The following is a 10776-nucleotide window of genomic DNA, read 5'->3' on the forward strand; positions in this document are numbered from 1 at the left end:
GTGGTGCTGGTCAGGGGTGTGAGGAAAAGTGCCCCAGAGAGGAATCGAACCTCCGACACCGGCTTTAGGAGAGCCGTGCTCTATCCACTGAGCTACTAGGGCTTTCGGTGACTTCACCTGAGGTGAGGGTACCTCACGAGGGGGAAGTGTCGGAAACCGGACCCCGGCCCACTATCCTGGGAAATGACACACAATTCCAGTGAGAAAGGACCACGCCGTGGCCCAGAACCAGCCGACCTTCATCGACGTCCAGCGCCGTGACATCGTCGCCGAGATCGTGACCAAGGATGGCGTCCCGGTGCTGTCCATCGACAAGCAGGTTCCCGGCGGCTCGTCCAAGCGCCTGCTGCTGCTCAACAAGGTTGACGCCAAGCAGCTCGCCGGAGTCCTCGAGCACTACCTCAAGCAGGTCTACTCCCTCGAACTGGCCGGCCTCAACGCCTCGTTGTCCCCGGAGGACATGGTCGCACTCTTCGGCGGGGAAGACGAGGATTAACCCACCCCGGTAATTACTACCGGAAAGTGCCCTGTGCACTACTGAATTACCTCTAAAGGCCTGGTACCAGTGACGGGCAGGCCTTAGCTTCTGGAGTACCTACCATTGGAAAGGCTCCGCCATGAAGCACCTCCGCCACTTTGTCCTGGCGACCGTCACCGCCACCGCAGCGTTGCTCTTTTCTCCCGCCGCGACGGCAGACACGGTTGAGGAACCCGAGATCAGCGTGGTCCCGGAACCCGTCGTCGTCGAGAACCCTGAGGATCCCCCGTCGCCCCCGGTAGCCGCCGACGAATGGGAAGAGGATGTCAGCATCGCCCCGGCGTTGGAGGAGGCGGCGCACGAGATCGCCAAGGCGCTGCAGGTGATGATCGACGCGCAACCCGCCCCGACGCCAGAGACCACGATGTCGGAACCCACCCACGAACCGGAGCCGGAGCCGGTGACAGTAGCGGAACCGGAGCCCGAGCCCTACCAGGAACCGGTCTGGACAACCCCCGCCCCGTGGGTCCCGGCCCCACCGGCAACCCGGCCGGCGCCGCGCCCGGTGGCTCTGGTCGCCACAACCACCACGACCACGGCACCGACCGCCAACCTCGCCGGCCTGGGCAACCCGCTGACCCTCCCGCGGGCAGCGGACCCCACGCCGGACGCACCTCCGTCTCTGGCGCAGTTTCCGTCGGTGCCGTTCTCGCCGACGCTGCTGGCCGGCGTCGTGGTGCTGGTGCTGCTCATCGCGGGAACAGTGGTCCTGCTCCGCGCGGACTAGGAGGTGAGTTCCTCCAGTTTGCGGCGCACGGCCGAGGCCTCCGGGTTGGTGGCGTGGGTGCCGTCGGAGTACTTCACGGTGGGGACGATGCGGTTGCCGTCGTTGACGGACTCGACCCAGGCGGAGGCCTCGGCGTCGAGCTCGACGTCGATAAGCTCATAAGGCGTCTCGGTGCGGTCGAGGCGCTTTTTCAGGTTGATGCAGTACGGGCACCAGGTGGTGGCGTAGATGGTGACATGGGCGGACATTCAGGCGGCCTTCCTTCTTTCGTAGCGCAGGAAACGATAGCGCAGGGGCAGATCGCGGGGCTCATCACCCAGGGTGAGACGCCCGGTGTCGGAGATCAACCAGTCGGAGTCGGAGACCAGCCCGAAGTCGGCGGGGATCTCCGGGGCGTGGACGGCGCGCTCTCCCAGGGCATCGCCGAGCTGCACCCCGATGAGCGTGACGACGAGCACGTCACAGTCTGCAACCGTCGCCGAGTAGACCTGGCCGCCGCCCATGATCCAGGCGACGGGGGCGTCGATAAGCGGGAGCCTATCGACGACCTCACCGCCCGCCGACCACTCACCCGGGGGGCGGGTGGACAGGATGATGTTCTCGCGCCCGGGCAGCGGGCGGAAGCGTTCCGGCAGGCTCAGCCACGTACGCCGCCCCATGATGACGGGGTGGCCGTGAGTGACCTCGCGGAAGTGCGCCAGGTCCTCCGGAACATGCCAGGGCATGCCCGCACCGTCGCCGATGATCCCGTCGAGGGACTGGGCCCAGATGGCGCCGAGGACCGCCATCAGACAGAGACCTTGGCCCTGATCGCCGGGTGCGGGTCATAGCCCACGACCTCGATGTCGGCGAAGGTGTAGTCGAAGATGCTCTCGGCCCGCCGCAGCTCAAGCTGCGGGTAGGGGCGGGGCTCGCGGGAGAGCTGCTCGCGCACCTGGGGCAGGTGGTCGTTGTAGATGTGGCAGTCACCGCCGGTCCAGATGAGTTCCCCGACCTCCAGGCCCGCCTGCTGCGCGAACATGTGCGTGAGCAGCGCGTAGGAGGCGATGTTGAAGGGCACACCGAGGAACATGTCCGCCGAACGCTGATAGACCTGCATCGACAGGCGGCCGTCGACGACGTAGAGCTGGAAGAGCAGATGGCAGGGCAGCAACGCCATCTCGTCGAGCTCGGAGACATTCCACGCGGAGACGACGTTGCGGCGCGAATCCGGATTCTCCTGCAGGGTGGCCAGGGCGCCGGCGATCTGGTCGATGTGGGCCCCGTCCGGGGTGGGCCAGGACCGCCACTGCACGCCGTAGACGGGGCCCAGCTCACCGTCGGCATCCGCCCACTCGTTCCAGATGCGGATGTTGTTCTCCTGCAGCCAACCCACGTTGGAATCCCCCCGCAAGAACCACAGCAGCTCACCGACCACCGAGTGCAGGTGCACCTTTTTGGTGGTCAGCAGCGGGAAGGAAGCGGCGAGGTCGTAGCGCAACTGCCGACCGAACACACTGAGCGTGCCCGTGCCGGTGCGGTCCCCCTTGGCGGCCCCGTGCTCGAGGATCTCGGCGAGGAGATCCTCGTAGGGCGTGGAGATGGAATCGGTCATGCCGACCACCTTAGTAGCGGCCGTGCTCCTCGTGGAACGCGGCGGCCGTGGCCAGGATCTCCTCGGTGAGCTCGGGGCGGCAGATGAGGATGTCCGGCAGGTAGGTGTCCTTGTTGTTGTAGGTCAGCGGCGTGCCGTCGAGACGCGAACAGTGCAGACCGGCGGCCATTGCGACGCCCACCGGCGCAGCGGAATCCCACTCGTACTGGCCGCCGGCGTGGATGTAGGCGTCGTAGTCACCGAGCAGGACGTGCATGGCCTTGGCGCCGGCGGAACCGATCGCCGCGGTCTCGAAACCGAGCTTCTCCGCGATGTGCATGGCCACCTCCGGAGGACGGTTGTGGGAGATGGCGATCTTCTTCGCGTACGGGCCACCGACCATGCGGGACTCCGCCGAGCTGAACACCACTCCCAGATCCGGCAGGCCCACGGCGGCGTGGGTCGGCTGGCCGTTCTCGACGAGGGAGATGTGCACCGCCCAGTCCTGCCGTCCCGTGGCGAACTCCTTGGTGCCGTCGAGCGGGTCGATGATCCACACGCGGTCCTTCTCCAGGCGCTCCGGATTGTCGGCCATCTCCTCGGAGAGGAAACCGTCGTCGGGGCGGTGCTGTTCCAGGACGCGGGCGATCCAGTTCTGGGCCAGATCATCTCCGGCGTCACCGAGGTTGCGGCCGCGGAGGGCGCCGACATTGCGGACGCCCTTGAGGATCTCGCCCGTTCCCTGTGCGAGGAGGTGGGTGAGGCGGGCGTCATCAAGGTGAACTGTCATGCCCCTGACATTACCGCGCGGGTTAGAGTTGGGCATGACCAGCAGCATCCTCCACCGCTTCCGACCGCAGGTGGCCACGTGGTTCGAGGAGGTCTTCGCCGCTCCCACGGACGTGCAGGAGGCGGCGTGGTCGGCGATCTCGGCCGGGGACCACGCCCTGGTCGTGGCGCCGACGGGATCCGGCAAGACCCTGGCCGCCTTCCTCTGGGCGCTGAACAACCTGGTGGAGCGGGAGGGACAGCTGGCGTTGCCGGGGACGGGGACGGGGACCACCGGGGCGTCGAGAAGCGACGGGGGAGTGAAGGTCCTCTACATCTCCCCGCTCAAGGCACTGGGTGTCGACGTGGAGAACAACCTGCGCGCGCCGCTGGGCGGCATTGCGCGGGTGGCGCAGCGGCTGGGACTCGACGTGCCCGACATCACGGTCGGGGTGCGTTCGGGGGACACTCCGCAGGCGGAACGCGCGCGGCAGCTGCGGCGCCCGCCGGACATCCTCATCACCACGCCCGAGTCGGCCTACCTCATGCTCACCTCCAAGGCGGCCGGCGTGCTGGCCGGGGTGGAGACGGTCATCGTCGATGAGATCCACGCCCTGGCAGGCACCAAACGCGGCGTCCACCTGGCACTGACCCTCGAGAGGCTGGCCCGGCTGACCGGGGGATACCAGCGGATCGGGTTGTCGGCGACCGTGCGCCCCCTGTCGACGGTGGCGAATTTCCTCGGCGGCGACCGCCCCGTGGAGATCATCGCTCCGCCCGCGCAGAAGGAGTGGGAGCTCGGCGTCCATGTCGGGGTGGCGGACATGGCGGATCTACCCGTCCCGGAGATGGGCTCGACGATCGGCGAGGCCACCGTCGACGACCGGCTGGGGCTGTCCGCACCGGAGGAGTCGGCGCTGCCGCAGCAGAAGTCCATCTGGCCCTACATCGAGCAGGACGTCTACGCGCAGGTGATGGAGCACCGGTCGACGCTGGTGTTCGTCAACTCGCGGCGCACGGCCGAGCGTCTGACCAGCCGCCTCAACGAGATCTGGGCGGCCGAACATGACCCGGACTCGCTGTCGCCGCCGCTGCGGCGCGACCCCGCGCAGCTGATGAAATCCGTGGACGTGGCCGGGGCCGCACCACCGGTCATCGCCCGCGCCCACCACGGCTCGGTGTCCAAGGACGAGCGTGCCCTGACCGAGCAGATGCTCAAGGAGGGATCCCTGCGCGCCGTCGTGGCGACCAGTTCCCTGGAACTCGGCATCGACATGGGTGCCGTGGAACTGGTGGTGCAGGTCGAATCCCCGCCCTCGGTGGCCTCCGGTCTACAGCGCGTGGGCCGCGCCGGGCACTCCGTCGGGGCCGTCAGTCACGGCAGCTTCTACCCCAAGCACCGGGCTGATCTGGTGCAGGCGGCGGTGACCGTGGCCCGGATGCGCTCAGGGCTCATCGAGGAACTGCACGTGCCCGCCAACCCCTTGGACGTGCTGGCGCAGCAGACGATCGCCGCGGTGGCGGTGGCCGACCTCGACGTCGAGGAGTGGTACGCCACCGTCCGCCGCGCCTGGCCCTACCGGGACCTGGCGCGGGACGTGTTCGACGCGGTCATCGACCTCGTCTCCGGCGTCTACCCCTCGACGGACTTCGCCGAGCTGCGTCCCCGGGTGGTCTTCGACCGGGTGAGCGGGCAGCTGACCGCGCGCCCGGGGGCCCAGCGCGTGGCCGTCACCTCGGGCGGGACCATTCCAGACCGCGGCATGTTCGGCGTCTTCCTCCTCGGCGGGGAGGGCGCGCCGCGCCGGGTCGGCGAGCTCGACGAGGAGATGGTCTACGAGTCCCGCGTCGGCGACGTGTTCACGCTCGGGGCGTCGAGCTGGCGCATCGAGGACATCACCCGCGACCAGGTCCTGGTCACCCCCGCGCCCGGACACACCGGCCGCCTGCCGTTCTGGACCGGCGACGCCGCCGGCCGGCCCTACGAACTGGGCCTGGCGCTGGGTGCTTATCGACGCTCCGTCCACGCCTCTCCCGCCATCGTCGAGGATCTCGACGCGTACGCGCGCGACAATCTCGTGGCCTTTCTGGCCGAGCAGGAGGAGGCCACCGGCGTGGTGCCGGACGAGAAGACGCTGGTGCTCGAGCGCTTCCGCGATGAACTGGGGGACTGGAGCGTGGTCCTGCACACCCCCTTCGGTCGCGGCGTCAATGCGGCCTGGGCCCTGGCGGTGGGCGCGCAGATCGCCGAGCGCACGGGTATGGATGCCCAGGCCGTCGCCGGGGACGACGGCATCGTCCTGCGCCTGCCCGAGGGGGAGGCCGAGCCGGACGCCGCGCTGTTCCTCTTCGACGCCGACGACATCGCCGACCTGGTCACCGAGCAGGTGGGCGGGTCGGCCCTGTTCGCCTCCCGCTTCCGCGAATGCGCCGCGCGTGCCCTGCTCCTGCCGCGCCGCCATCCCGGCAAGCGCGCGCCGTTGTGGCAGCAGCGGCAGCGGGCGGCCCAGCTTCTCGACGTCGCCCGCAAGTACCCTAGCTTCCCCATCATCCTCGAGACCGTCCGTGAGTGCCTGCAGGACGTCTACGACCTGCCCGCGCTGACCCAGGTGTGCCGCGATCTGGCCACCCGCCGCATCCGCATCGCCGAGGTGACCACCGACCAGCCCAGCCCCTTCGCCTCCTCGCTGCTGTTCAACTACACCGGCGCGTTCATGTACGAGGGGGACTCACCCCTCGCTGAGAAACGCGCGGCCGCCCTGGCGCTGGACCCGTCGCTGCTGGCCAAGCTGTTGGGGACGGTGGAACTGCGGGAGCTGCTTGACCCGGAGATCATCGCCGAGGTCCACGCCTCGCTGCGCCGGCCGCCGCGCACCCCCGAGGAACTGGCCGACACCCTCCGCCGCCTCGGGCCCCTGCCGCTGGCGGAGATCGAGGTCCCGTGGGAGCCGCTGGGCGATCGCGTCATGGTGGTGCGCATCGGCGGCGTCGACCACCTCGCCCAGACCCTCGACGCACCCCTGCTCCGCGACGGCCTGGGGATCCCCGTCCCGCCGGGCGTGCCCGCCCAGGTGGAGACCATCGTCGACGCCCTCAACCAGCTCGTCGCCCGCTGGGTACGCACCCGCGGGCCCTTCGTCCTGCGCGATCTGGCAGCGGACTTCGGGTTGGCGGTCTCCGCCGCACATTCGGCCCTGCAACCCCTGCTTGCCGACGCCCGCCTCATCGACGGTCACTTCCGCCAGGGCATCGACGAGCAGGAGTACTGCGCCGCCGAGGTGCTCTCGGTCATCCGGCGCCGTTCCCTGGCGGCGGCGCGGGCGGCCACCCGCCCCGTCATCGGCGCCACCTACGCGCGTTTCCTCATCGACTGGCACCAGATCGGCGGGCCGCTGCGCGGTGCCGACGGGGTCTTTACCGCCCTCGAGCAACTCGCCGGGGTGCGGTTGCCGGCCAGCGCCTGGGAGTCGGTCGTGCTGCCCTCCCGCGTGCGCGACTACGACCCGCTCATGCTCGATGAACTCACCGCCAACGGCGAGATCCTCATCGTCGGGGCCGGGACCGCCGCCGCCCGCGACCCCTGGATCATGCTGCTGCCCGCCGACATCGCCGCCGACCTCGTCCCCGACGTGGAGGCCGCGGGCCTGACCTTCATCCAGGAGCAGGTCATGGAGATCCTCCGGCGGGGCGGCGGATTCCTCTTCGCCGATCTGCAGCGCTCCCTGTCCGACATGGTCACCGCCGCCGAACTCCGCGAGGCGTTGTGGGGGCTGGTCGACGCCGGCCTCGTCAGCCCCGACGGCTTCGCCCCCATCCGCGCCCGGCTGGCCACCACCGGGGGGACCACCGCGCACCGCGCCCGGCGGCGCCCCAACCGCTCGCGCCTGCGCTCCGGCCCGCCCCTGGACATGGGCGGCCGCTGGGCGCTGAGCGTGCCGCCCAGCACGGACGCCACCACCCGGTCCGTCGTCCAGGGTGAAACCTGGCTCGACCGCTACGGGGTGGTCACCCGCGGCAGCGTGGTCAACGAGGACGTCCTCGGCGGCTTCGCCCTGGCCTACAAGGTGCTCAGCGGCTTCGAGGAATCCGGCAAGGCGATGCGCGGCTACTTCATCGAGGGGCTCGGCGCGGCGCAGTTCTCGACACCCGGGGTCATCGACCGGCTCCGCGGCCTCGACGGCGACGGCCTGCCCCCGGACCTCCATGAACCGAAGCTCCATGTCCTCGCCGCCGCCGACCCCGCCAACCCTTACGGTGCCGCCCTGCCGTGGCCGGAGACCGGCCCCTCCCGGGCCGCCGGGGCCCTGGTCGTGCTTGCCGACGGTGTCCTCATCGCCCACCTCACCCGCGGCGGGCGCACCCTCACCGTCTTCGACCCCGACCACCTCGACCTGGTGGTACGGGCGCTCGGTGGGCACAACCTCACCGTCGAGAAGCTCAACGGCCAACCGGTGTTCGAATCCCCGTATCTCGGGGCGCTGCGGGAGGCGGGGGCGTCGATCAGCCCGCGCGGCGCGCGCCTCGGCGGGCGGGCCGCGCCCCCGCGTACCCCCGGGCGGGGGCGTCGTGTGACGGAAGTTATTGACGACATCAGCTTCGACGATGAATAAAAGCAGCTGACGTTACGGTGCCCACTGGGATGGGCGAGACTACATTCATGTCATATCGATCCTTCGGGGAACATGACTCACCGGGGGGATAGCCAGCCGCGGGGCACGGGCCGGAGAGACCGGGGACAGACATCCGGACCGGGACCCCGTGGCGGTAGCGTGAGAGAGTGCCCGAAGGTGACTCCGTCCTCCAACTCTCCCGCCGACTGCAGTTCATGACCGGCCGGGAAGTACTCCACACCTCCCTCCGCGTGCCCTCCGTCGCCCTGACCACCTTCGACGGGGCCACCGTCGAACGCGTATGGCCCTACGGCAAACACCTGTTCATGCAGATGGGTGAGCGCATCCTGCACACCCACCTGAAGATGGAGGGCACCTGGGCCCTCCACCGCGTCGGCGACCGCTGGCGCAAACCCGGCCACACCGCCCGCGTCGTCCTCCACCTGGCGGACACCCGGCCCATCGAGATCGTCGGCCATTCCCTGGGGTTCGTCCGGGTCTTCGGCGTCGACGACTATCACTCCCAGATCGCCCACCTCGGCCCCGATGTCCTGGGGGACTGGGATCCTGGGGAGGCGCGCCGTCGCATCGAGGCCATACCGCAAGGGTCGATAGGCGAGGCACTGCTCGAACAGCGCAACCTCGCCGGCGTGGGCAACGAATACCGCGCCGAGATCTGCTTCCTCGCCGGAGTCCACCCCGCCCGCGCGGTCGACGAGGTCGACGTGGAGCAGATCCTCCAGATCACCCGCCGCGTCATGTGGGCCAACCGGGACAGCCCCGTGCGCGTGACCACCGGTGTGAAGCGCGCCGGGGAGACCACCTATGTGTTCGGCCGCCACGGACGACCCTGCCGACGCTGCGGGGCCGTCATTTTGCGGGCGTGGCTGGGGGAGCGCATCATCTGGTGGTGCCCCGACTGTCAGCCGGTGCCTCCTGGCTACGTCGCCGTGCCCGTCGTACCAACAGGCCGACCACCACGAGGACCGCGATACCGATGATGGCGTAGACGACTGACGAGTACTGGCCGACATACTTCTCGACGAGGTCGTAGTTGTCGCCCAGGACGACGCCGGTGTAGATGAGCACGGCGTTCCACAGGGCCGAACCCGCGACAGTCATCAGGCCGAAGGTGAGCGGATTCATGCGGTCGACGCCCGCCGGGATCGAAATGAGCGAACGGATGCCCGGGATGAGGCGGCCGAAAAACACCGACCAGCGCCCGTAGCGGTCGAACCAGTCGAGCGCCTTATCGACGTCGTCTGCCTCCACCAGCCACATCCGGTCCGCAATGTGGCGCAGACGTGATGCCCCGATGCCGGCACCGAGCCAGTAGAGCAGGAACGCGCCGACGACAGAGCCGATCGTCGCCCAGATGAACGCCGCCCAGACATTGAGGTCTCCCTGCGAGGAGGTGAAACCCGCCAGGGGCAGGACCACTTCCGAGGGGATCGGCGGGAAGAGGTTCTCCAGCAGGATGGCGATACCGACGCCGGGCGCGCCGAGTACCTCCATGAGACGGACAACCCAGTCGACGATCGAGGACAGCATGGGGGAGAGGTTACTCCTCCAACTCCTTCATCCTCTTCGCCGCCCGCTTGAGGCGAGCCTTCCGCTCCTCCGCCTCCACCTTCTTGATCTCCTCGTAGGTGTCCTCATCCGAATCGGACAGACCGTGGATGGCGCGGGGGATCATCAGCACCGCACCCATGACCGGCCAGACGACCCACGCCCAGCTGACATCGAAGACGAACATGAGAATGAAGAACAGGGCCAGGGTCGAACTGCCGATGGCTGCGTCCCACTTCTCCACCCGCACGCCACGGGAGCGCAGATCCTCCAGATCCGCCTCCGGCTCCGGTTGGGCGACGAGCTCCTTGCCGTCGGTGAGGGCGCCGTCCAACTGGCCCGGAAGATCGGCGAACAGCGGCCGGAGGTCGCCGATGGTCTTCGCCTCCGACACGGCCAGGGAACGCTCGTCGAACTCGGTGTTGTCGAGACGGCCCTCCGTGTAGTGGGAGGCCAGCGTCGACATGGCGTTGAGCCGCTCCATGTCGGACAGACGCAGTTCGTCGTTCATGCCCCACAGCCTAGTCGCGGATTCGACTAGATTCGGGAGTGTGAAGCTCCTGCTCAATATCCTCTGGTTCATTACCGGCGGGTTCCTGCTCGCCGCCGGTTACGTGCTCTTCGGCATCCTCGCCTGCCTCCTGGTGGTCACCATCCCGGCCGGCGTCGCCTCCTTCCGCATGGCCAACTACGCCATCGCCCCCTTCGGACGCTCCGTCATCCAGCCCTCGGGTGGAGTGGGTGGCATGTCGGCTGTCGGCAACGTCATCTGGTTCGTCGTGGCCGGCCTGTGGCTGGCCATCGGCCACGTGACCACGGCAGCAGCACAGGCCGCCACGATCATCGGAATCCCGCTGGCCTGGGCCAACATCAAGATGATCCCGGTCACCTGCTTCCCCTTCGGCAAGCAGATCGTCGATTCCGATCGCATCCCCTTCGGCTACGAACCGATGGTGAAGCTCTAGGAATTCACCAACGCCATCGCTGAGAG

Annotated in this window: 11 protein-coding genes and 1 tRNA gene; 5 read left to right on the plus strand and 7 right to left on the minus strand. The window is 68.7% G+C overall.

What is annotated here, in order from left to right; genetic code table 11:
* Window positions 1-29: 29 nt before the first annotated feature.
* Window positions 30-102 (minus strand) — tRNA-Arg (locus Q4F73_RS09165).
* A gap of 115 nt (window positions 103-217) precedes the next feature.
* Between Q4F73_RS09165 and Q4F73_RS09170 the strand changes: the two genes are divergently transcribed.
* Both Q4F73_RS09170 and Q4F73_RS09175 read left to right on the plus strand, forming a co-directional pair.
* Window positions 218-496 (plus strand): hypothetical protein, encoded by a 279-nt coding sequence (locus Q4F73_RS09170; protein WP_303359048.1) that lies wholly within the window; start codon window positions 218-220, stop codon window positions 494-496.
* A 121-nt stretch (window positions 497-617) separates the two neighbouring features.
* A complete protein-coding gene (locus tag Q4F73_RS09175) occupies window positions 618-1265 on the plus strand; it encodes a hypothetical protein (protein ID WP_303359049.1) in 648 nt (215 codons plus the stop codon).
* Here the strand turns inward: Q4F73_RS09175 and Q4F73_RS09180 are convergent.
* From Q4F73_RS09180 to Q4F73_RS09195, 4 genes are read right to left on the minus strand one after another with little or no spacing between them, the layout of a single operon-like run.
* Entirely contained in the window at window positions 1262-1513 is a 252-nt protein-coding gene (locus Q4F73_RS09180; protein ID WP_303359050.1) for a mycoredoxin, read from the minus strand. The genes Q4F73_RS09175 and Q4F73_RS09180 overlap by 4 nt on opposite strands.
* Window positions 1514-2053, minus strand: coding sequence for a dihydrofolate reductase (locus tag Q4F73_RS09185; protein ID WP_303359051.1), 540 nt, complete (start codon window positions 2051-2053; stop codon window positions 1514-1516). It abuts the gene before it with no gap.
* The gene (locus tag Q4F73_RS09190) at window positions 2053-2859 is read right to left on the minus strand and encodes a thymidylate synthase (RefSeq protein WP_303359052.1); all 807 of its coding nucleotides are present in this window, start codon (window positions 2857-2859) and stop codon (window positions 2053-2055) included. The genes Q4F73_RS09185 and Q4F73_RS09190 overlap by 1 nt, the downstream gene beginning before the upstream one ends.
* 10 nt (window positions 2860-2869) lie before the next feature.
* Window positions 2870-3628, minus strand: coding sequence for a 3'(2'),5'-bisphosphate nucleotidase CysQ (locus Q4F73_RS09195; protein WP_303359053.1), 759 nt, complete (start codon window positions 3626-3628; stop codon window positions 2870-2872).
* A 34-nt stretch (window positions 3629-3662) separates the two neighbouring features.
* Here Q4F73_RS09195 and Q4F73_RS09200 point away from each other — a divergent pair, with 34 nt between their 5' ends.
* Window positions 3663-8216 carry an ATP-dependent helicase gene (locus Q4F73_RS09200; protein WP_303359054.1) on the plus strand — a complete coding sequence of 1518 codons (4554 nt, stop codon included), beginning with the start codon at window positions 3663-3665 and terminating at the stop codon, window positions 8214-8216.
* A 167-nt stretch (window positions 8217-8383) separates the two neighbouring features.
* A complete protein-coding gene (locus tag Q4F73_RS09205) occupies window positions 8384-9217 on the plus strand; it encodes a DNA-formamidopyrimidine glycosylase family protein (RefSeq protein WP_303359055.1) in 834 nt (277 codons plus the stop codon).
* On the opposite strand, the gene Q4F73_RS09210 is transcribed toward Q4F73_RS09205, so the two are convergent.
* The gene (locus Q4F73_RS09210; protein ID WP_303359058.1) at window positions 9117-9764 is read right to left on the minus strand and encodes a DedA family protein; all 648 of its coding nucleotides are present in this window, start codon (window positions 9762-9764) and stop codon (window positions 9117-9119) included. The genes Q4F73_RS09205 and Q4F73_RS09210 overlap by 101 nt on opposite strands.
* A 13-nt stretch (window positions 9765-9777) precedes the next feature.
* Complete coding sequence (locus tag Q4F73_RS09215) at window positions 9778-10296, minus strand: DUF1707 domain-containing protein (protein WP_303359056.1); 519 nt, start codon at window positions 10294-10296, stop codon at window positions 9778-9780.
* On the opposite strand from Q4F73_RS09215, the gene Q4F73_RS09220 reads away from it, so the two are divergent.
* Entirely contained in the window at window positions 10295-10750 is a 456-nt protein-coding gene (locus Q4F73_RS09220) for a YccF domain-containing protein (protein ID WP_303359057.1), read from the plus strand. The two genes, Q4F73_RS09215 and Q4F73_RS09220, sit on opposite strands and share 2 nt — an antisense overlap.
* The last annotated feature ends 26 nt before the right edge of the window (window positions 10751-10776 follow it).

The sequence above is a fragment of the Corynebacterium sp. genome, from assembly GCF_030535495.1.
GTDB lineage: Bacteria > Actinomycetota > Actinomycetes > Mycobacteriales > Mycobacteriaceae > Corynebacterium.

What these genes read in the sequence shown, in the direction of transcription:
- Q4F73_RS09200 (WP_303359054.1), top strand. Translation starts at nt 3,663, where the DNA reads ATGACCAGCAGCATCCTCCACCGCTTCCGACCGCAGGTGGCCACGTGG.
- Q4F73_RS09215 (WP_303359056.1), bottom strand. Translation starts at nt 10,296, where the DNA reads ATGAACGACGAACTGCGTCTGTCCGACATGGAGCGGCTCAACGCCATG.
- Q4F73_RS09190 (WP_303359052.1), bottom strand. Translation starts at nt 2,859, where the DNA reads ATGACCGATTCCATCTCCACGCCCTACGAGGATCTCCTCGCCGAGATC.
- Q4F73_RS09195 (WP_303359053.1), bottom strand. Translation starts at nt 3,628, where the DNA reads ATGACAGTTCACCTTGATGACGCCCGCCTCACCCACCTCCTCGCACAG.
- Q4F73_RS09185 (WP_303359051.1), bottom strand. Translation starts at nt 2,053, where the DNA reads ATGGCGGTCCTCGGCGCCATCTGGGCCCAGTCCCTCGACGGGATCATC.
- Q4F73_RS09220 (WP_303359057.1), top strand. Translation starts at nt 10,295, where the DNA reads ATGCCCCACAGCCTAGTCGCGGATTCGACTAGATTCGGGAGTGTGAAG.
- Q4F73_RS09180 (WP_303359050.1), bottom strand. Translation starts at nt 1,513, where the DNA reads ATGTCCGCCCATGTCACCATCTACGCCACCACCTGGTGCCCGTACTGC.
- Q4F73_RS09175 (WP_303359049.1), top strand. Translation starts at nt 618, where the DNA reads ATGAAGCACCTCCGCCACTTTGTCCTGGCGACCGTCACCGCCACCGCA.